The organism is Geothrix edaphica (assembly GCF_030268045.1).
Classification (GTDB): Bacteria; Acidobacteriota; Holophagae; order Holophagales; family Holophagaceae; genus Geothrix; species Geothrix edaphica.
Window position 1 is genome coordinate 972,713 of sequence record NZ_BSDC01000001.1, and the last position, 20,545, is coordinate 993,257.

The following is a 20,545-nucleotide window of genomic DNA, read 5'->3' on the forward strand; positions in this document are numbered from 1 at the left end:
CACGGTCGCACAGAGGGCTCCGGGGGGTGCCTGAGCTACTCTGGGTCAGCCCGGCCTGTTCATTCGCTCCTGGGCCCTCTACACTGGACCGTCCGACTTCCCGGCTCGAGGCTTCATGAAAGACGCGACTCCCGAACAGGCCATGGATCTGTCCCAGCTGGAAAAGCCGGTGCTCGAGCTGGAGGCCCAGATCCGGGCCATGGAGATGGACCCCTCCCAGTCCAAGGAACGGGAGAAGCTGGAAAAGAAGCTGGACAAGCTGAAGGCCGAGCTGTTCACAAACCTCACCGACTGGCAGCGGGCCCAGCTGGCGCGGCACCCCAAGCGCCCCTATACGCTCGACTACCTGGAGCGGATCTGCGAGCGCTTCGAGGAGCTGCACGGCGACCGCCGCTTCGGCGACGACGCGGCCATCGTGGCCGGCATGGGCTGGATCGAGGGCAACCCCGTCATGATCATCGGCCAGCAGAAGGGGCGGGACACGAAGCAGAAGATCCTCCGCAACTTCGGCATGCCCAAGCCCGAGGGCTACCGCAAGGCCCTGCGCCTCATGAAGCTGGCCGAGAAGTTCCAGCGCCCCATCCTCTGCCTCATCGACACGCCGGGCGCCTATCCGGGCGTGGACGCCGAGGAGCGCGGCCAGGCCGAGGCCATCGCCCGCAACCTGCTGGAGATGGCCAAGCTCGAAGTGCCCGTGGTGGCCGTGGTCCTGGGCGAGGGCGGCAGCGGCGGGGCCCTGGCTCTGGGCGTGGCCGACCGGGTGCTCATGATGGAGAACGCCATCTACTCCGTGATCTCGCCCGAGGGCTGTGCCTCCATCCTGTGGAAGGATGCCAGCCAGGCCCCCAAGGCCGCGGCGGCCCTCAAGCTCACGGCCCCGCATTTGCTGGAGCTGGGCGTCATCGACGGCATCGTGAAGGAACCCCTGGGTGGCGCCCACTCCGACTTCGACGCGGCGGCCGCTGCTCTGAAGGAAGCCGTCGTGGAGGCCTTCTCTGAGCTGTCCGAGCTGACCGCTGAACAGCTGGTGGAGGAGCGGTACCAGAAGTTCGCCCGCATGGGCAGTGTCGGCTGACATGGAAGCCAAGGCCTGGCGCCTCCGCCGGGAGATCCCGGCGGGTCCGGCGCCCTGGCGGGCCCTGGCCGCGGCCTGGAACCTGGATCCCCGCCTCGCGCGGCTGGCCTGGCTGCGCGGCGTGGATCAGCCGGAGGGTCTGGCCTGGCGCCTCGACCCCTCCTGGACCCGCAGCACGGACCCCCACCTCCTCCCCGGGGTGGACGCGGCCGTGGCGCGCATCCGCCGGGCCGTGGATGCCCGCGAGCGCATCGTGGTCTATGGCGACTACGACGTGGATGGCGTGACGGCCACGGCGCTCCTGATGCGCGCGCTGGAGCGGCTCGGCGCGGACGTCTCGTTCTTCATCCCCAACCGCTTCTCGGATGGCTACGGCCTGCACCTGGACTGCATCCGGGAGCTGAAGGAAACCCGTGATCCCGGCCTGCTCATCTCCGTGGACTGCGGCGTGCGCAGCGTGGCGGAAGTGGCGGCCAGCTCGGAGCTGGGCCTGGACTGGGTCATCACGGACCACCACGCCCTGGGCCCGGAGCTGCCGGCCGCCTGCGCCGTGGTGCATCCCCACCTGGACGGCTATGCCAACCCCTTCCTGGCGGGCGTGGGGGTGGCCTTCAAGCTGGCCCAGGCCCTGATCGGGGCCGCTCCCCATCCCGTGGGCGCCGATGCGGCCTTCCTGGACGGCATGCTCAAGCTGGTGGCCATCGGCACCGTGGCGGACGTGATGCCGCTGGTGGACGAGAATGCCCTGCTCGTGCGGCGCGGGCTCGATTCCCTAGGCGGCAGGAATGGTCCCGGGCTGGCGGCCCTGCTGCGCGCCGCCAAGAAGGAGGGCGCTCCCGGCGGGCAGGACATCGCCTTCGGCGTGGCGCCCCGGCTCAACGCCGTGGGCCGCATGGGTGGGGCGGAGGATGCGGTCCGCCTGCTCCTGACCCGCGATCCGGCGGAAGCGGAGACCCTGATGATCCGGGTGGAAGCGCTGAACCAGGAGCGCCGGGCCATCCAGGAGCAGCTGGCCGCCCGCCTGCCCCGTCCGGAGGATGCCGCCTTCGACCTGGTGCTGGATCCCTCGGCCCACAAGGGCGTCATCGGCATCGTGGCCGGCCACCGCATGCGCGCCACGGGACGCCCCGCGGGCGTCTGCACCGTGGTCGATGGCGTGGCCCACTGCAGCCTCCGGGCTCCGGAAGGCTACGATCTGGGCGGCCTGCTGGCCCTGGCCCAGCCCTTCATCCTGGGCGGCGGCGGCCATCGCGCGGCGGCGGGCCTAAGCTTCGAGCCCTCCCGCCTCGCCTTCGTCCGTCAGGCCCTCCAGCGGGGCGCGGCCGAGCAGGCCGCCGGGCGCGAGCTCCCGCCTCTGCTGGTGGACGGCGGCCATGCGGATCTTCCCGATGACGCGGACCTGGCCCGCCTGGAACCCTTCGGCCAGGGCTTCGCCCCAGCTCTGGCAAAGCTTGAGGGGGCCGTGGCCGCTTCGGCTGTGTTCGGGGCGGACCACTGGAAGCTCCGGCTGGCCGGGACCCCGGATCCCCTCACCTGGTTCGCGGGTCGCGAGCGACCGTCGCAGCCGGTCATCGGCGAGCGGCTCTGCGTGGCCGCCGTGCCTCAGGGCAGTGCCCGTTGGGGCCGCTCCTGGCTGGTGGACGCCCCCCTCGGGGAGGTGGCCCCATGAAGGTGCAGGCCCTGCTCCGGGACCTGCCGCCGGCCCGCCACCCGCTATGGCGGGGCCTGGGCTGGGGACTGGTGGTGGGAACCCTGGGCTTCACCCTGCGCTTCCTGATGATGGGCGGCGGGGGCATGCCGGGTCGCACCGTGGGCGGGGATCCCCTGTTCGGCGAAGGCACCCGGGGCACCGTGGGAACCCTCACCGAACAGCTGGGCCTGAACCGCATGGTGCTGGCCTACCGGACCATCGAAGGGTCGGAGGAGGACCTGCGCCTGGAGACAGTGACGGGTCACCTGGACGAGCCGACTGGCCAGTGGCGCATGCTGTCGCCCAAAGCCCGCCGGCAGGATGGCGTCTGGACCCTCCAGGGCCCTCTGGATCTGGAAGTGGCCGATCCAGGCACCAAAGCCATCCAGGGGCGGGGGCGGGTGGAGAACGCCGGGCCCGCGCTCCGCTGGGCGGAAGGGGAGTGGGAAGGGCTGGCTCCGTTGCGCTGGGAGGCCCTGGAGGGGTCCACCAGGGGCATCTGGAACCTGCCCGCCGGATGGCGCCGCGAAGCCGACGGCCGGTTCCGTGTGGAGCAGGGTCCCGTGCGCTGGCAGGCGCCGACGGACGGCACCGCCCCGGCCACCCTCCAGGCCATGGAAGCCGAGCGGCTGTGGGCCGTGCCCGGGTTCCAGACGGGCCATCTCGAGGGGGTGCGGGCCCGCCTGGCGGAAGGCTCACTGCAGGCTTCCGTGGCGGATCTGTCGCCGGACACCGTCACCTGGCCCGGGCCCCTGGCCTTCGAGCGTGCTGACGGCTGGCGCGGCGAGGCGAAGAGCGGGATGGCGCCGAGACCTGCGCCCGGTGCGAAGTTCCAGCAGGTGGAGTTCCGGAAGTTCCAGGCCCATCGGGGGCTGCCCACGGGCGAGGAGCGCCTGTCCACGGACGGGGCCCGCTGGACGCCCGCGGGCCTGCGCCTGGAGGGCAGCGTGGTCTGGGACCAGCCCATGGACGGCCAGCGCCTCGTGCTCCGCGCGCCGCGCGTGCTCATGCGAGAGGGGCCGGGGGGCGACCTGCCGGAAACCCTGCCCGTGGGCCATGCCGTGGCCGAGGGCCAGGCCCTGCTCACCTGGGGCCGGCGCACCCTGTCCTCCCCCCGCATCCTGGTGGAGCGGGCCACCCGGCGCTGGAAACTCCAGGCCCCGGTCCTGGGCCGCGGCGAGGACGGCACCTTCAGCGGCGGCGCGGGGCAGGGGGATCCCCGGTCCTGGACCATCGAGGGGCCCGTGCAGGTGAACCTGTTCGCCGGCGGCAACCTGCGGGGGGCGAAGCTCGTGTGGGAGGACACGCTGTGGACCCTCACGGGTCGCCCCGCGGCCTGGAGCCGCCTGCGCGAGCGGCTGTCCGGCCCCCGCATTGTCCGGAAGGGCGAGGCGGTGAGCTTCCCAGAAGGCCTGAGCGGGACCCTGGCCGCCGCGGACGGAGACCTCTTCCTGCGCGCGGAGCATGGCCAGAGCGAGGGGCAGAAGATCGTCCTCGGGGGCGGCGTGGAGTGCCAGGGCCAGGGCTGGCGTCTTGCGGCGGACTCGGTGACCGTCACCGTCGGGCCGGACCGCACGGCGAAGCTGATCCAGGCCCAGGGCACCGTCACCCTGCGGGGCCGCCTCGGCGAGGGCCAGGGCGAGGCCCTTGAGCTGGAGCCTGCCACCCAGACGGTCAAGTGGCAGGGGCGTGTGCGCGGCAAGGGCGCGGGCCCTGGCTGGTGAAGGCCGGGGCTTTCTCGGGCATCATGGAGCAAACCTCGTATTAGGAGGCACCATGCCCCGGTTCCGCTCCCTCTCGCCTCTGGCCCTGCTGCTCGCCGCTGTGCCGGTCCTGGCGGCACCGCCGGTGAAGGCCAAGGCCACGGAACGGGCGGGCTCGCCCCTGGCGGACTTTCCCGCCCGGAATCTGGGGCCGGCGGTGACCTCGGGGCGCGTCGGGGATATCGCGGTCGATCCCCGCAAGCCGGACACCTGGTACGTGGGCGTGGCCTCCGGCGGCGTGTGGAAGACGGTGAACGGAGGCACCACCTGGGCTCCGCTCTTCGACAAGGAGGGCTCCTTCTCCATCGGCTGTGTGACGGTGGATCCCCGCGACTCGAACACCGTCTGGGTAGGGACGGGCGAGAACAACTCCCAGCGCTCGGTGGCCTATGGCGACGGTGTGTACCGCAGCCTGGATGGCGGGAAGCACTGGGAGAACATGGGCCTGAAGGCCAGCGAGCACATCGCCAAGATCCTCGTGGACCCGCGCAACGGCCAGGTGGTCTACGCGGCCGTCCAGGGTCCCCTTTGGAAGGAAGGCGGCGAGCGCGGCCTCTACAAGAGCGCCGATGGCGGAAAAACCTGGAAGGCCGTCCTCACCGTGGATGCCCACACCGGCGTCACGGACGTGGTGCTGGATCCCCGCAACCCCGACGTGCTGTACGCCGCCACCTACCAGCGGCGCCGCCACGTCTGGGGCATGCTGGACGGCGGTCCCGGCGCCGGCATCCACAAGAGCCTGGACGGCGGCCAGACCTGGGTGAAGCTCACGGAAGGGCTGCCCAAGGAGGACATGGGCCGCATCGGCCTGGCCGTGCCGGCGGGCGAGCCGGACACGGTCTACGCCACCATCGAGGCTGCCAACAAGGCGGGCGGCTTCTTCCGCAGCCTGGACGGGGGTCGCACCTGGGAGCGCCGCAGCGAGCAGGTATCCGGCAGCGCCCAGTACTACCAGGAGCTCATCTGCGACCCGAAGGACCCGAAGCGCGTCTACTCCATGGACACCTGGATGCAGGTGACCGAGGACGGCGGCAAGACCTGGCGGCGCGTGGGCGAGACCTCCAAGCATGTGGACAACCACGCGCTGTGGATCGACCCCGCCAACAGCGACCACCTGCTCTCCGGCTGTGATGGCGGCGTGTACGAGAGCCGCGACCGGGGCGCCACCTGGGAGTTCAAGGCCAACCTGCCCGTCATCCAGTACTACCGGGTGGCCGTGGACAACGCGCGCCCCTTCTACACGATCTACGGCGGCACCCAGGACAACTTCTCCCTGGGCGGCCCCAGCCGCACGCGGAACCTGCACGGCTCCACGAACCTCGACTGGTTCGTGACCCAGGGCGGAGATGGCTTCTACAGCCAGGTGGACCCGGATGACCCGGATACGGTCTACTCCGAAAGCCAGCACGGCGGCCTGGTCCGCTTCGACCGCCGCACCGGCGAGCGCGTGGAGATCCAGCCCCAGCCGGCGCCCGGCGAGGAGCCTCTCCGCTGGAACTGGGACGCCCCGCTGCTGATCAGCCCCCACAACGGCAAGCGGCTGTACTTCGCCGCCCAGAAGCTCTTCCGCAGCGACGATCGCGGAGACAGCTGGACCGCCGTGAGCCCGGATCTCACCCGGAAGATCGATCGCAGCCGCCTGAAGATCATGGACAAGGTGTGGAGCGTGGACGCCGTGGCCCGCAACGCCTCCACCAGCTTCTACGGCAACATCGTGGCCTTCACCGAAAGCCCCAAGAGCGAAGGACTGCTGTACGTGGGCACCGACGACGGCCTCATCCAGATCAGCGAGGATGGCGGCAAGGCCTGGCGGAAGACGGAGCGCTTCCCCGGCGTGCCCGAGCTGACCTACGTCTCCTGCCTGGCGGCGAGCCCGCAGCAGGCCGGCACGGTGTACGCCGCCTTCGACAACCACAAGACCGGAGACTTCCGCCCGTACCTGCTGCGCTCCCGGGATCGCGGCCGCACCTGGGAATCCATCGCCGAAGGACTGCCCGAGCGGGGCAGCGTCTACACCGTGCGGGAAGATCCGGCCCGGGAAGGCCTGCTCTACTGCGGCACGGAGTTCGGTCTGTTCTTCAGCCTCGACGCCGGGAAATCCTGGTCGAAGTTCACCCAGCTGCCCACCATCGCCGTGAAGGACATGGCCATCCAGGCCCGGGAAGGCGACCTGGTGGTGGCCACCTTCGGGCGGGGCTTCTACGTCCTCGATGACCTCACGCCCCTGCGCCAGGCGAAGCCGGAGGACTTCGAAGCCGAGGCCCACCTCTACGGCCTCCGGCCCGCCCAGGCCTACATCCCGGCCGTTCCCTTCGGCGGACCCGGGAAATCCTTCCAGGGCGATTCCCTCTTCCTGTCGCCCAATCCGCCCTTCGGCGCCGTGTTCACCTACCACGTGAAGGTGGAGCCGAAGACATTGAAGAAGCAGCGCCAGGCGAAAGAGCAGGAAGCCGCCAAGGCCGGCCAGGATCCGGCCACCCCGGCCTGGGAGGCCCTCCGGGCCGAGGACCGCGAGCTGCCCCCCGCCGTGGTGCTGACCATCGCGGCGAGCGACGGCCAGGTGGTGCGCCGCATCTCGGCGAAGCCCGAAAAGGGCCTCCACCGTGTGGCCTGGGACCTCCGTCTCCAGGATCCGGCGCCCATCCGCCTGAGGGTCCCGAGCGAGCGGGATCCGTGGGATTACGGCGCCCAGGGCGCCCTCGCCGCGCCAGGCCGCTACCAGGCCACGCTGGGCTTCCAGGTGGATGGTGTGCTGAAGTCCGTGGCCGGCCCCGTCGCCTTCGAGGTGAAGCCCCTGGATGCCGACCGCCTGACCCCGGCCCAATGGACGGAGTACAGCGCCTTCTGCGCCCGCATGGGCGACGCCCAGCGCCGCGCCATGGGCATCTCTGAGCGCCTGACCGAGGCCCAGAACCGGCTGGATCATGCCCAGAAGGCCCTGCTCGAGACCCCGGCCGCCGATGCGGCCCTGCTGACCCGCGGCCGGGCGCTGCACGGCGAGCTGAAGGACCTGCGGGATCTGCTCAACGGCGATGCCACCGTCGCCTCCCGCCAGGAGCCCACTGTGCCCGGCATCCTGGGGCGGATCCGCGAGGTGTCAGGCAGCGTCTGGGCCACCACCCAGCTGCCCACCGCCACCCAGCGCCAGAACCTGGCCTGGGCTGAGGATGGCTTGAAGGCCCTCCAGGCGAGGTTCGGCGCCGCCCTGGGGGCGCTCAAGGCCCTGGAGGACGCCCTGGAGGCCGCCAAGGCCCCGTACACGCCAGGACGCGCCGTCCGCTAAAGGTTTTCCCTCCGCGCGCCGGCCACGGCGCGCGCCCCCGGCGCGATCGGGCAGTCAATATGTTCTGATAGATCCATGACAGAGCCCACCCCCTGCCTCGAGGCCGTGAACCTCCAGAAGCGCTACGGCGACCGCACCGTGGTGCGGGACGTGAGCCTCTGTGTGGGCATGGGCGAGGTGGTGGGCCTGCTCGGTCCCAACGGCGCGGGCAAGACCACGACCTTCTACATGGTGGTGGGCGTGGAGGCGCCGGATCGGGGCGGCATCCGCTGGCTGGGCCAGGATGTGACCGCCCTGCCCATGCACCGGCGGGCCCGGCTGGGCATCGGCTACCTGGCCCAGGAATCCAGCGTGTTCAGGGGTTTGACTGTTTGGGAGAACTTGCTGGCCCTGGCTGAGTTGCAGCCCATCCCGAAGACAGAGCAGAAAGACCGCTGCGAACGCCTCCTGGCCGATTTCCACCTGGGGAAAGTGCGCGACACGCTGGGCATGAGCCTATCCGGGGGCGAGCGGAGGCGCTGCGAGTTGGCGCGGGCCCTCGTGACCGAACCCAAGATCATGCTGCTGGACGAGCCCTTCGCCGGCGTGGATCCCAAGTCCGTGCTGGAGATCCAGGGCCTCATCGCCGACCTCAAGGCGCGAGGCATCGGCGTGCTGATCACCGACCACAACGTCCGCGAGACCTTGCAGATCGCCGACCGGGCCTATATCTTGGCGGACGGGATGATCATGAAACACGGCCTGCCCAGCGAGATCGCAGAGGATCCGGACATCCGCCGGGTCTACCTGGGCGACCGGTTCAGGTTGGACTGATCGTGGCCGGCCCCTTCCTCTCCCAGCGCCTGGCCCAGAGCCAGACCCTCGCGCTCACCCCCGCCATGCAGCTGAAGCTCAAGCTGTGGCAGATGAACCTTCAGGAGCTGTCGCAGACCATCGAGCGCGAGCTGGAGGACAACCCTCTGCTGGAGCTGGCCGACGACGGTGACGAGGTGCCGACCCTCGAGGCCATCGAGGAGGGGCGCGATTCCGACGTGACCGAGGCCTCCTCCGACCAGGCCGGTGATGGCGTGGAACTGCCCGAAGGGGTGGACACCGTCGATCTGGGACCCATGCTGGATGCGGCAGGCGAGATGAACCCCGAAAGCGATCTGGAGAAGTTCACGGAAGAGGGGGTGGCCCAGGTCCAGGAGACCGAGCTGGGCGCCGAGAACAGCTGGGATTCGGACCTGCCGCGCACCAGCAACCTGCCTGAAGAGGATCGGTTCTCCTGGGAGGATCGGCTCAGTGCTTACGAATCCCTCCAGGATCACCTGGTGAGCCAGCTCTACGAGACCCTGGAGAACGAGGATCCCCGGGCTGCGCTGGTGGAGCGCCTCATCGACCGCCTCGACCCCAAGGGCTTCCTGCGGCTCGATCCGGACCAGCCCTCGGTGGAGGCCACCCCGGCCGCCCTGGCGGCGGACCTGGGCGTCACGGAGGAGGCGCTGCGCGCGGCCCTGGACGTCCTCCAGGAGTTCGACCCCTCCGGCGTGGGTTGTTTCACGGTGCAGGAGAGCCTGCTGCTCCAGCTTCGTCACGCCGGTGCCGAGCCCGACGATCTGGCGGTGCGCATCATCCAGGACCACACCGCGCAGGTGGCGCAGCGGGACAGCGCCAAGCTGCGCCGCGCTCTGGGCTGCACCGACGCGGAGCTGTGCCTGGCCATGGACCAGCTCAAGCACCTCAACCCCTCGCCTGGCCGGGCCTTCGATCCCGAAGGCGAGCGGGTGGTGAAGCCGGATGTGGTGGTGCTCAAGGGCGAGGATGGCAACTGGAAGATCTACCTCAATGACGAGGGCCTGCCCCGGCTCAAGGTGAACGGCGACTACCAGCGGTTCCTGGCCTCCAGCGACGCCAAGGCCGACAAGGACTTCATCCGCGAGCGCTTCCGCAGCGCCCGCGACTTCATCCGCGGCGTCGAGGACCGGAACCGCACCGTCCTGCGGGTCTCGGCCCAGATCGTGGAGCTCCAGAAGGAGTTCCTCGAACACGGTATCGAAAGCCTGCGGCCCATGGTGCTGCGCGACGTGGCCGAGGCCACGGGCTTCCATGAGAGCACCATCAGCCGGGTGGTGAAGGCCAAGACCATCCACACGCCCCAGGGGCTCTACGACCTGAACTATTTCTTCTCCGCGCGTCCCAAGGATTCGGACATCTCCGCCACCGTGGTCAAGCACCGCATCAAGGCGTTCGTGCAGGCCGAGGATCCTGCCAAGCCGCTGTCCGATGAGGCCATCGCCGGCCTGCTGGAGCGGGACGGCATCAAGGTGGCCCGTCGCACCGTGAACAAGTACCGCGAGGAGCTCAAGATTCCTCCTGCCTCCCAGCGCCGGCGCCGCTGACAAGGGTTGAGGCCCCTTCAGGCGCTGCTTTCACCGATTTACGGGCCGCCCGGCCCCTTTCAGGAGTGTCCCATGAAGGTCCACTACACCGGCCGCCACGTGGAGCTCACCGAGCCCCTGAAGCAGTTCACCAAGGAGCGGCTGGATAAGATGGCCACCTATCTGGACGACATCATCGACGTCCACGTGATCCTGGCTGTGGAGAAGCACCGCCACGAGGCTGAGATCACGCTGAAGACCCGCGCCAGCGCCTTCGTCGCCTCCGCCACCACCGATGACATGTACACAAGCATCACCCAGGCCGTGGAGAAGCTGGACGTGCAGGCGCACAAGCACCAGGGCAAGCGCAACTCCCGCCCCCATGAGAGCGCCAAGGCCGGCGCCGTCGAAGAGTAGTCATTGCGTGTTTTCCGATCAAAGGCGGCCCATCCGGGCCGCCTTTGATATCCTTGAAGGTCCGGAGTCCGCCATGCCCGATCCCACCCATCTCTACGCCCCGAAGACCAGCACCGAGCCCACGCAGGTCTGCGAGAAATGCCGGAACCCCTACACGCTGGATCATTTTCAGCACGGCGTGGCCGGCCAGGAATGCGTCTGCCGTCGCTGCCTCCAGGTGATGGGGTACCAGGTCTAGACATGCTGAAGGCCCTCGATTCCCCCGAGGCGATCCTGGAGGGCGTCCTCCAGGGTCGCCGCGTCTCCGCGGCCGAGGCCCTGGTGCTCATGGAGCAGGCGGAGCTGCCCGATCTGGCCGTGGCCGCCACCGCCGCCCGGGACCGCCACAACGATCCCCGGCGCGTGAGCTACGTCATCGACCGGAACGTGAACTACACGGACGTCTGCAACGTCTACTGCACCTTCTGCGCCTTCTACCACAAGCCCGGCGACACCCGCGGCTACGTGCTCACCAAGGAGCAGCTGAAGCAGAAGGCCGAGGAGACCCAGGCCATCGGCGGCACCGGCTTCCTCCTGCAGGGCGGCGTGAATCCGGACCTGCCGTGGGACTACTACCTGGACCTGGTGCGCTACCTCCACCACGACCTGGGCATCTGGGTCCACGGCTTCTCCCCGGTGGAGATCCAGATGATGGCGAAGCTCAGCGGCCAGACGCTGCGGAAGACCATCGCGGACTTGCGCGAGGCCGGCCTCGGCTCCATCCCCGGCGGTGGCGCGGAGATCCTGGTGGACCGCATCCGCAAGAAGATCGCGCCCCTCAAGGGCGGCCGCGAGAAGTGGCTGGAAGTGATGGAGGCCGCCCACGAGGAGGGCGTGAAGACCACGGGCACCATGATGTTCGGCATCACGGAAACCCTGGCCGAGCGCATCGAGCATTTCGAGGCCCTGCGCGACCAGCAGGACCGCGCCCTGGCGCGCAACAATGGCGGCGGCTACACGGCCTTCGCCGCCTGGCCCTTCCAGAGCGGCCACACGCCCTGGGAAGGCAAGGTGCCCAAGCCCACGGATGTGGAATACCTCCGCACCATCGCCATCGCCCGCATCTTCCTGGACAACTTCGCGCACATCCAGAGCAGCTGGGTCACCATGGGCCGCAAGACCGGCCAGCTGGCCCTGCACTACGGCTGCGACGACATGGGCAGCCTCATGCTCGAGGAGAACGTCGTCAGCGCCGCGGGCACCTGCTACAGCGTGAACAAGGATGAGATGACCCGCATGATCCGCGCCGCCGGCTACGAGCCCTGGCAGCGGGACAACATCTACGGCGAGATCCGCGGCTGATCCGCCGGCGAACCCTGGGCGAACCCGTGAATCGAGCTTTCATCAAGGATCCGGATGACACGGGGCGCCCCGAGGACCTGCCCGACCGGCCCCAGAGCCCCCACCCGAACTACGTGACCCCCGCCGGCCTGCGGCAGCTGCAGGACCTGAAGGCGGATCTGGCCGGCCGCCAGAGCCGGCTGCTGGCGGAGGGCAAGCTTGCCAATCCTCAGGAGCTGGCCATCGTCCAGCGCGACCTGCGCTACTACCAGGAGCGCCTGAACCGGGCTGTCCTGGTCGATCCCAGCGGCAAAACGGGAGAGCGGGTCCATTTCGGGGCTGCCGTGGAGGTCTGCGACGAAGCCGGCGCCATCGCGACGTACACCCTCGTCGGCGAGGACGAAGCCGATCCCGCCCAGGGCAAGGTCAGCTGGGTCTCGCCGCTGGGAGAGGCCCTGCTGAACGCCGAGGCCGGCGATGAAGTCCTCTGGCGCCGACCCGCCGGAACGATGCGCCTGGAGATTCTCAGCATCCGTCCAGGCGCCTCCTGTTGATCCTGTCTACGCCTTTGCCTTCAGTGCGCCGAGCAGCATGTCCGCCAGCGGTCGGATCCGCCCGGGTTCGCTGAGGTAGGCGCCGCGGGCGGCGACCAGGCGGGCGGAGGAGCGCCCGAGCACGGCCGTTTCCACCAGGCCGTGAGCCTTGAGGGTGCCGCCGGTCTGCACGAGGTCCACGATGGCATCCGCCAGGCCCAGCAGGGGTGCCAGCTCCGCGCTGCTGCTGAGGGGTACCAGCTCGGCGGTGAGGCCTTCACGGGACAGCCAGGCCTCGGTGGCCTTCGGGAACTTGGTGGCCAGCCGCAGGTGCGGCTTGGCGCGCAGATCCTCCAAGGTGACGCCGGTCTTGGCGCAGAGTGACAGGCGGCAGGCGCCGAAGCCCAGATCCGCCAACTCCAGCAGGTCCATGTCCATTTCGTCCAGCGTGTCCGAGCCCACGATGCCCAGGGAGGCCACGCCGGCGGCCACGTAGCGGGGCAGGTCCGCGCCCTTGAGCAGCAGGGCCGCCACGCCGGGCGTGGCGGTGGGGATGCGGAGCACCCGGGACTTCAGGGCCGCGGTGTCGAGCGCCAGCGGGGTGCCCGCCAGCTTCGGCACCAGCTCGTCGCCGAGGCGGCCCTTGGGGAAGGCGATGAGCAGGGTCTGGTTCATCGGGGTTCCTCGAAGAGGTCGGGGCGGGTGGCGGCCAGGTCGAGCAGGCGGGACAGACGCACGCAGAAGCCGGCGGCCTGCCAGGGGCGGCCCAGGTCGGGGAAGAGGCGGTCGTAGCGGCCGCCTGCGGCCAGCTCCTGCTGGGCGCCGGGGGCCCAGAGCCGGAGTGTGGGGCCTGTGTAGAAGCCCAGGCCCGCCACGTCCGCCAGGTCCACCCGCAGCTCGAGGTTGGGTGGCAGGATGGGCAGCAGGGTCTTGAGGGCACGGTCCATGTGGCTCCGCTCCTCTTCCAGCAGACTCGCGTAGGGGCTGGATTCCAAGGCGCTGAGCGTTCCTGGGCCGTCGAGTTCGGAGAGCAGGGCCTCGGCGTGCGCAGACAGTCGTGCGGCGGACGGATGACCGTCGAGGGCCTCCCGCACCCGGTGGGGGGCGCGCCGGGAGAGGGCGGCCACCACGGCGTCCGCCAGCTCACCGAACAGACCTTCCGCTTCCAGGGGGCGCCGCACCAGGGCGGCGTTGCCCAGGTGGAGGATGGCGCTCTTCAGGCCGATGAGGCCGGGGATGGCCATGAGCATGCGGGCCAGCTCCACATCCGCCTCCGCGGCGGGCTCGCCTTCGGGCTGGATGCGCTCGCAGCCCACTTCGAAGCGCTCCACCGCCTCCCAGGGCTGGACGGGCCGCCGGAACACCGCGCCCGCATAGGCCACGCGGTCCGGCGGTGTGGGGAAGCTGCGGGCCAGGAGACCTGCCAGGGCCACCGTGAAGTCCCAGCGCAGGGCCACCAGCTCATCGCCGTCGAAGAAGCGCAGGGCGCCCTCGGGCACGGCTTCGCGCAGGACGAGGGAGGGGTGCAGCTCACGGTAGCCGTGGTCCGCAAGGAGCCCCATGAGGGCGCCTTCCCACCGACGGAGCCGGGCGGCGGAACCGAAGAGCAGATCAGGGAAATGAGGTGTGCGGACGGGCATCAGGCGGGCCCTCCGGTGCGCTCAGCGTGGCGGTGATGAAGCACCTCCACCACATCCAGCAGGCTGGCGCCACGTTCGAGGAGGAGCATGTCGAGGTGGAACAACAGGTCCGCGGCCTCGCCGAGGAACTCCTCGCGGTTGTCGTTCTTGGCGGCGATGACGACCTCTCCGGCCTCCTCCACCACCTTCTTGGCGATGCGGTCCACACCCTGGGCGAAGAGCTTCTGGGTGTAGCTGCCGTCCAGGTCCGCCAGCGCCTGGCGCGACGTCAGCAGGGCCTCCAGGCGGCCCAGCCAGGGCAGGGTGGCGGGCCAGGGAGCAGTGTTTGGGCCGCCTTCCGGACTGGAATCGAAGCAGCTCTCCGTACCGCGGTGGCAGCTGGGACCCTCGGGGTCGGCCACGATGAGCAGGGCGTCCGCATCGCAGTCGGGGCGGATCTGCACGAGGCGGAGCCGGTTTCCGCTGGTCTCGCCTTTCACCCAGAGCGACTGGCGCGAGCGGCTCCAGAAGGTGACGAAGCCCGTGTCGAGGGTGAGCTGGAGGGATTCCCGGTTGAGCCAGGCCACCATGCGCACTTCGCCGGTGCGGTCCTGCACGATGCCGGGGATGAGGCCGGCGGAATCGAATTTGAGCGTGTCGAGGTCCATGTCAGATCCGTATGGAGAGGTCGTTCTGGGCGAGGTAGGCCTTGAGGCGGGGGATGGGCAGGATGCCTTCGTGGAAGAGCGTGGCGGCCAGCACCGCGTCGGCGCCGTGCTGGAGGGCCTCCAGGAAGTGGACCTCCAGGCCCGCGCCGCCGGAGGCGATGAGGGGGATGGGCAGCTCCGAGGCCAGGTCCAGCAGGGGCAGGTCGAAGCCGTCACCGGTGCCGTCGCGGTCCATGGAGGTGAGCAGGATCTCGCCGGCGCCGAGGTCGTTGAGCTCCCAGAGCCAGTCCACGGCCGCCCGTTCCGTGGGCTCGGTGCCGCCCTTCAGGTATACGCGCCAGCCCAGGTCGGCATCGCGCTTCACGTCCACGGCCGCCACCACGCACTGGCGCCCGAAGGCATCCGCCAGCTCGCAGACCAGGTCCGGCCGCAGGGCAGCAGCGGTGTTCACGGCCACCTTGTCGGCCCCGGATCGCAGTAGGCTGCGGGCATCCTCCACGCTGGAGACGCCTCCGCCCACGGTGAACGGGATGCTCAGCTCCCGCGCCACCTCGCGGACCCAGGCCTCCCGCGTGCCGCGGTTCTCCAGGGAGGCTGCGATGTCGAGAAAGACCAGCTCGTCCGCGCCTTCCAGATCGTAGCGCCGGGCCAGGTCCACGGGGTGCCCCAGGTCGCGGAGCTCCTTAAACTGGACGCCCTTCACGACGCGGCCGTTCTTTACGTCGAGGCACGGGATGATGCGCTTGGCGGGCATCAGGCACCCCCTGCCAGGGCGGCCCGGGTGCGTGGATCGTCCAACGCGATGAAGCCCTCCATGAGGGCCTTCCCGCTGATGGCGCCCACGACACCGGGCAGCATGGTCAGCGGGTCAAGGTCGGCGAGGTCCTTCACGCCGCCGGAGGCCTGCACCCGGAAGCCCTCGCGGGCCACCCACGCGACCGCTTCGAGGCCGGGGCCTTCCAGCGTGCCATCGCGGCTCACATCGGTGACGAGCGCCCGGTCGAAGCCCAGGGTGAGCAGGGCCTCGAACACATCCGTGGAGGCGCAGGCGCTGGCGGCCTGCCAGCCGCGGGTGACGACGCGCTCGCCCTTGAGGTCCAGGGCGGCCACGATGCGATCGCCGGGGAGGCCCCGCAGGGCGGAGGGCTGCTCCACCGCCAGCGTGCCGACCACCGCGTCAAAGCCCAGGGCCAGTACCCCCTCGATGGCCCCGCGGTCCCGCAGGCCGCCGCCCAGCTGGAAACGCACCTGGGGGAAGCGGGCGGGAAAGGTGGTGAAGGTCCCCTGGCGGGGCCCACCGAAAGCGCCGTCCAGATCCACCAGGTGGATGCGCCGCGCCCCGGCCGCGATCAGGTGTTCGACCCAGCCCTCGGGCGTGAAGTCATAGAAGGTGGCCTGCTTCCGGTCACCGTGGCGCAGGCGGACCAGGCGGCCCTGCAGCAGGTCCATGCTTGGAATCAGTTGCATGGAGCCTCCGAGGACACGGGCAGGGCGCCCATCCAGGCCAGGGCCGACTGGAGCAGCCCGAGGCCGGCGGGGCCGGACTTCTCGGGGTGGGGCTGGAAGCCCAGGACCTTCCCCCGGGCCTCCACGGCCGCGAAGGGGCGACCGTGGTCGGCCAGGTAGATGGTCTCGGCGGAGGGCTCCAGGGCGTAGCTGTGGACGAAGTAGAGCCAGGCGCCGTCGGGATCGGGCAGGGCCGGGTGGGCGCTGCCCTGGCGCACCTGGCACCAGCCCATGTTCGGGACCTTCACGCCCGGCCCCAGGCGCCGCACGAGGCCGGGGATCAGGCCCAGACCCGAGGCGCGAGGCGCCTCTTCGCTGCCTTCAGCCAGCAGCTGGAGCCCGAGGCAGATGCCCAGCAGGGGGCGGCCTTCGGCCACCAGCTCCGGCAGAAGCTGCCACCAGCCGCGCTCGCGCAGGGATTTCCGCGCAGCCTCGAAGTGGCCCACGCCCGGCAGGACGATGGGGCCGGAGGCGGTGGCCTGGTCTGGCGACGCGGCCCGCACGTAGGCCAGGCCCAGGCGGTCCAGGGCGCCTTCCAGCGAGGCCAGGTTGCCGGCCTCGTAGTCGATGAGGGTGATGCGGCCGGCGCTCATGCGGACAGGGTCCCCTTGGTGGAGGGTACGCCGCCGCCCTCGGCGCGGGTGGCCTGGCGCAGGGCCTTGGCCAGGGCCTTGAAGAGGGCCTCGACCTTGTGGTGGGTGTTCACGCCGCGGATGAGGTCCGCGTGGATGGCCAGGCCGCCGCGCATGGCCAGGGCGATGAAGAACTCCCGGACCATCTCCACCTGGAAGCCGTCGCCGAGGACGACCGGCGGCAGCTCTGCGTGGAACTCGCACCAGGGGCGGCCGGAGAGATCCACCACCACCCGGGCCAGGGCCTCGTCCAGGGGCACGTAGGCGTGGGCGAAGCGGGCGATGCCGGCGCGGTCGCCCAGGGCCGTCTTCAGCGCGTCGCCCAGGCAGAGGCCCACATCCTCCACCAGGTGGTGGCTGTCCACGGGCAGGTCGCCGGCGGCCTCCACCTCGAGGCCGAAGCCGCCGTGCTTCGCGAGCTGCATCAGCATGTGGTCGAAGTAGCCCAGACCGGTGCGGATGCGGGCCTCGCCCCCGTCCAGGGAGAGGCTCAGCTTCACCTGGGTCTCGGCGGTGGCACGGGTCAGGATGGCGGTTCTCATGGCAGCTCCTGGTTCAGCATCGGCAGAAGGGCGCGCAGGGTCTCGAACTGGACATCCCCGGCCGCGGCGAAGTGATCGCGGTCGGGCCCCAGGGCGGCGAAGCGCCAGGCCACCTCGGGCTTCAGGTCCGCGGCGGCGCGCAGGCAGCGCGCATCGTCGACGGTATCCCCGGCGAAGACGATCTCCTCGGCCCGGAAGGCGTCCGCCAGCTGCAGCAGGCCCGCAGGTTCGGGCTTCCGCAGGTGGGGTGCGGCGTCGCAGACCGCGGGCAGCGAGAAGCCGAGCACCTTCCAGGCCAGGTCCAGTTCCTCGGGTGGCCGCCCGGTGAGCACCGCCAGCTCCCAGCCCGTGGCCTGGAGGTCGGCCAGGGTGGCGAGGGGACGCTCGAGGCGGATGGTGTCGACGTAGTGTTTCTGAACGAGGATCTGCGCCGGGGGTTCGAGGGCCTCCATCCGCGCGTCGAGCTCCGGGAAGCCACGGCCGTCCGCCGCTTCGATCACGGGCCGGAGGTCCACGTCACCGTGCACCTCCGCCAGGGCCAAGGCCCCAGCCGCGAGGCGGAAGTCGTTGTTGTAGCCGCCCAGGCGCTTGAAGGCGCGATAGGCCCCGTCGGACCAGGGCAGGGCAGGCCGGCACTCCGCCAGCGCCCGGGCCACAGCCTCCATGAAGCTGCGGTCGGCGTCGATGAGCACGCCGTCGATGTCCAGGACCAGCAGGCGGCGGCGTGGCCGTGGCGCGGGTTGTGGCAGCGTCGCGCCCAGGGTCGTGGCCACGCGGGTGGTGTCCGCCTCCGTGCCGATGGTGAGCCGGGCGGCGCCGGTGCCGGGCAGGCGGCGCACCTTGATGCCCTCGGCTTCCAGCGCATCCGATGGATCCGGCGTCACATGGATGAAGTTGCCGGCGCTGGGAGCGGCGTGGTGCAGAGGCAGAGACGCGACCAGGCGGTCGCGCCGCTCCGGCAGGGCCCGCACGGCAGGCTCGAAGGCCGGGGCGAAGTCCAGGGCCACGTCCAGGGCTTCCAGGCTGGCGGCGGGGATGGAGTAGGGCAGCTGCAGGGTGGCCAGCTTCGACACCAGGGCCGGATCGCCCAGGAGGTAGCCCAGGCGCCAGGAGGCGGAGGCCAGCGCCTTGCTGAAGGTGCGGAGCAGCACCACGTTCGGGTAGCGGTCCACGGCCAGACGGTGGGTGGCGGGGGCGAATTCCGCGTAGGCCTCGTCCATCACCAACAGGGGCGGCACCGGCCGGGCCGCGGCGGCGGCCAGCAGGGGCTCCAGTTCTTCCGGCGACACCCAGGCGCCCGTGGGATTGTTCGGCAGGGTCAGCCAGATCTGGCGGCAGTCCAGGGCCTCGAACCAGGGCTCCAGCGGGAAGTCCGTACCCTGGGGCACCTTCCGCACCTGGCCGCCGTTCCTGCGCACGAGCATGGGATAGAGGCTGAAGCCCGGATCCGGGATGGCCACCGTGTCGCCGAAGCTGAGGCCCGCCATGGCCACCAGGTCCAGGAGGGCGCCGCTGGAGGGGCCCAGCAGCAGGCCGCCCTCGGGGGCGCCCACGCGCTTCCGCAGGCGCTCGGTGAGCTCCTCCTGGCGCTCGGGATAGAGGTGGAAGGGCATGTCCCGGAGCCGCGCCAGCAGCGCCTCCCGGGCTTCGGCGGGCCAGTCGGAACCAGCCTCGTTCATGTGCAGCCGGAGGCCCGTGGGCGGCTCGGGAGGCCGCCGGTAGGCGGGCAGATCAGCGAGGTCGGGTCGGAGGAAGGACATGGGCAACTCGGGATGAGGGTAGGAGGAAACCTGGCTTCTGGGAGGAAGAAGCGGAACGGAGCGCTCGGCGAGGAGGCGCTCCCTAGGGGTGGTGATGGCCGCGCAGGCCGGCGCTGCGGCCGTGGTGGGTGAGGCCCTCGGCCTCGGCGAGCTTCTCGACCCAGGGGGCCATGGTGGCCGCGTCGGCGGCAGAGAGCCGCAGCAGGCTCTGGCGCTTGAGGAAGGTGGCCACGCCCAGGGGGCTGGTGTAGCGGGCGCTGCGATCCGTGGGCAGCACGTGGTTCGGCCCGGCGCCGTAGTCGCCGAAGGCCTCGGCGCTGGCGCTGCCGATGAAGACGGCTCCGGCGGCGGTCAGCGAAGGCAGCCACGCCTCGGGATCGCGCACGCAGAGTTCGAGGTGCTCGGGCGCCCAGGTCTGGGCCAGGGCGATGGCCAGGTCGCGCTCGGCGCAGACCAACCGCCCGTGGGTACCCAGGCTCTGCTCGAGGATCGTCCGGCGGGGCGAGGCGGTCACGCGGTTCTGGAGCTGGGCCTCCACCGCCTTGAGGAGGGCGCGGTCGGCGCTCACCAGCACGGCGGCGGCGTCGGGATCGTGCTCGGCCTGGGCCATCAGGTCCTCGGCGAGCCAGGCGGGATCAGCGCCGTCGTCGGCGATCACCAGCAGCTCGGTGGGGCCCGCCAGGGCGTCGATGCCGCAGGTGCCGATGAGCTGACGCTTGGCCTCGGCCACGAAGCGGTTGCCGGGGCCGGCCACCAGGTCCACGGCAGGTTCCCCGTAGGCCAGCCAGGCCAGCGCCTGGGCGCCGCCGAAGGGGTACAGTTCGGTGAGGCCCAGTTCCGCCGCGCAGGCCAGTACGAGCGGATCCACGCCCCAGGCTCCGGGCAAGGTGGGCTGGGGCTTGGGAGGTGTGACGCCCACGATGCGGCCCACGCCGGCCACTTGGGCGGGGATCACGGTCATGGCGAGGGTGGAGGGATAGAAGGCGCGCCCGCCGGGGATGTAGACGCCCGCGGTCTTCAGGGGGCACCAGCGCTCGCCCACGGTGCCGCCGCCGGGCAGGGGCAATTCCAGGTCGCGCAGGCAGCCGCGCTGGCCTTCCGCGAACCGGCGCACATTGGCGATCATCTCCCTCAGGGCGGCCATGAGGTCGGGCTGGCGGCGGTCCAGGTCCGCTCGGGCGGTCTGGAGGGCCGCTTCGGGGATGCGCAGGGCGGCGGGATCGAGGGCCACACCATCCAGACGCGATGTCCAGTCCAGCACGGCCTTCAGCCCGTCGCGACGCACGTCGGCCAGGATGGCCGTGACGGCCTTCCGCGTGTCCTCTTCCGTCTCCCCGTTCCGCGCCAGCGCGGCCACCCACCCGGGCACGTCCGCCC

Annotated in this window: 19 protein-coding genes; 10 read left to right on the top strand and 9 right to left on the bottom strand. The window is 70.7% G+C overall.

From position 1 onward, the window contains the following. Positions 1-115: 115 nt before the first annotated feature. The 10 genes from QSJ30_RS04325 to QSJ30_RS04370 all read left to right on the top strand — a co-directional run bounded on the left by QSJ30_RS04325 (position 116) and on the right by QSJ30_RS04370 (position 12,462). On the top strand, positions 116-1,075 hold the full coding sequence (locus tag QSJ30_RS04325; protein ID WP_285606771.1) for an acetyl-CoA carboxylase carboxyltransferase subunit alpha: 960 nt from the start codon (positions 116-118) through the stop codon (positions 1,073-1,075). Position 1,076: 1 nt separating this feature from the next. Continuing rightward, positions 1,077-2,744 (top strand): single-stranded-DNA-specific exonuclease RecJ, encoded by a 1,668-nt coding sequence (locus QSJ30_RS04330; RefSeq protein ID WP_285606773.1) that lies wholly within the window; start codon positions 1,077-1,079, stop codon positions 2,742-2,744. Then, complete coding sequence (locus QSJ30_RS04335; protein WP_285606775.1) at positions 2,741-4,489, top strand: hypothetical protein; 1,749 nt, start codon at positions 2,741-2,743, stop codon at positions 4,487-4,489. Before QSJ30_RS04330 ends, QSJ30_RS04335 begins: the two co-directional genes overlap by 4 nt. Positions 4,490-4,541: 52 nt before the next feature. Beyond that, a complete protein-coding gene (locus QSJ30_RS04340; protein WP_285606777.1) occupies positions 4,542-7,811 on the top strand; it encodes a WD40/YVTN/BNR-like repeat-containing protein in 3,270 nt (1,089 codons plus the stop codon). 75 nt (positions 7,812-7,886) lie between these two features. Next, the gene (gene lptB / locus QSJ30_RS04345; protein WP_285606779.1) at positions 7,887-8,624 is read left to right on the top strand and encodes an LPS export ABC transporter ATP-binding protein; all 738 of its coding nucleotides are present in this window, start codon (positions 7,887-7,889) and stop codon (positions 8,622-8,624) included. A 2-nt stretch (positions 8,625-8,626) separates the two neighbouring features. Beyond that, complete coding sequence (gene rpoN / locus QSJ30_RS04350; protein ID WP_285606781.1) at positions 8,627-10,192, top strand: RNA polymerase factor sigma-54; 1,566 nt, start codon at positions 8,627-8,629, stop codon at positions 10,190-10,192. Positions 10,193-10,264: 72 nt separating this feature from the next. Further along, entirely contained in the window at positions 10,265-10,588 is a 324-nt protein-coding gene (hpf, locus tag QSJ30_RS04355) for a ribosome hibernation-promoting factor, HPF/YfiA family (protein WP_285606783.1), read from the top strand. A gap of 73 nt (positions 10,589-10,661) precedes the next feature. Continuing rightward, a complete protein-coding gene (locus QSJ30_RS04360; protein ID WP_285606785.1) occupies positions 10,662-10,826 on the top strand; it encodes a hypothetical protein in 165 nt (54 codons plus the stop codon). A 2-nt stretch (positions 10,827-10,828) separates the two neighbouring features. Then, on the top strand, positions 10,829-11,929 hold the full coding sequence (locus QSJ30_RS04365) for a CofH family radical SAM protein (protein WP_285606787.1): 1,101 nt from the start codon (positions 10,829-10,831) through the stop codon (positions 11,927-11,929). Between the two features lie 26 nt (positions 11,930-11,955). After that, positions 11,956-12,462 (top strand): GreA/GreB family elongation factor, encoded by a 507-nt coding sequence (locus tag QSJ30_RS04370; protein WP_285606789.1) that lies wholly within the window; start codon positions 11,956-11,958, stop codon positions 12,460-12,462. Between the two features lie 6 nt (positions 12,463-12,468). Here the strand turns inward: QSJ30_RS04370 and hisG are convergent, their stop codons facing one another. From hisG to hisD, 9 genes are all read right to left on the bottom strand, one after another. Then, on the bottom strand, positions 12,469-13,116 hold the full coding sequence (gene hisG / locus QSJ30_RS04375) for an ATP phosphoribosyltransferase (RefSeq protein WP_285606791.1): 648 nt from the start codon (positions 13,114-13,116) through the stop codon (positions 12,469-12,471). Further along, positions 13,113-14,081, bottom strand: coding sequence for an ATP phosphoribosyltransferase regulatory subunit (locus QSJ30_RS04380; RefSeq protein WP_285606793.1), 969 nt, complete (start codon positions 14,079-14,081; stop codon positions 13,113-13,115). The genes hisG and QSJ30_RS04380 overlap by 4 nt, the downstream gene beginning before the upstream one ends. Further along, a complete protein-coding gene (hisIE, locus tag QSJ30_RS04385) occupies positions 14,081-14,728 on the bottom strand; it encodes a bifunctional phosphoribosyl-AMP cyclohydrolase/phosphoribosyl-ATP diphosphatase HisIE (RefSeq protein WP_285606795.1) in 648 nt (215 codons plus the stop codon). Before hisIE ends, QSJ30_RS04380 begins: the two co-directional genes overlap by 1 nt. Before the next feature lies 1 nt (position 14,729). After that, on the bottom strand, positions 14,730-15,482 hold the full coding sequence (gene hisF, locus QSJ30_RS04390) for an imidazole glycerol phosphate synthase subunit HisF (RefSeq protein WP_285606797.1): 753 nt from the start codon (positions 15,480-15,482) through the stop codon (positions 14,730-14,732). Further along, on the bottom strand, positions 15,482-16,195 hold the full coding sequence (locus QSJ30_RS04395) for a 1-(5-phosphoribosyl)-5-[(5-phosphoribosylamino)methylideneamino] imidazole-4-carboxamide isomerase (RefSeq protein ID WP_285606799.1): 714 nt from the start codon (positions 16,193-16,195) through the stop codon (positions 15,482-15,484). Before QSJ30_RS04395 ends, hisF begins: the two co-directional genes overlap by 1 nt. Next, positions 16,186-16,827 (bottom strand): imidazole glycerol phosphate synthase subunit HisH, encoded by a 642-nt coding sequence (gene hisH / locus QSJ30_RS04400; protein ID WP_285606801.1) that lies wholly within the window; start codon positions 16,825-16,827, stop codon positions 16,186-16,188. Before hisH ends, QSJ30_RS04395 begins: the two co-directional genes overlap by 10 nt. After that, positions 16,824-17,408 carry an imidazoleglycerol-phosphate dehydratase HisB gene (gene hisB, locus QSJ30_RS04405; RefSeq protein WP_285606803.1) on the bottom strand — a complete coding sequence of 195 codons (585 nt, stop codon included), beginning with the start codon at positions 17,406-17,408 and terminating at the stop codon, positions 16,824-16,826. Before hisB ends, hisH begins: the two co-directional genes overlap by 4 nt. Beyond that, a complete protein-coding gene (locus QSJ30_RS04410; protein WP_285606805.1) occupies positions 17,405-19,168 on the bottom strand; it encodes an aminotransferase class I/II-fold pyridoxal phosphate-dependent enzyme in 1,764 nt (587 codons plus the stop codon). The genes hisB and QSJ30_RS04410 overlap by 4 nt, the downstream gene beginning before the upstream one ends. Before the next feature lie 82 nt (positions 19,169-19,250). Further along, entirely contained in the window at positions 19,251-20,537 is a 1,287-nt protein-coding gene (gene hisD / locus QSJ30_RS04415; protein ID WP_285606807.1) for a histidinol dehydrogenase, read from the bottom strand. Positions 20,538-20,545: the final 8 nt, after the last annotated feature.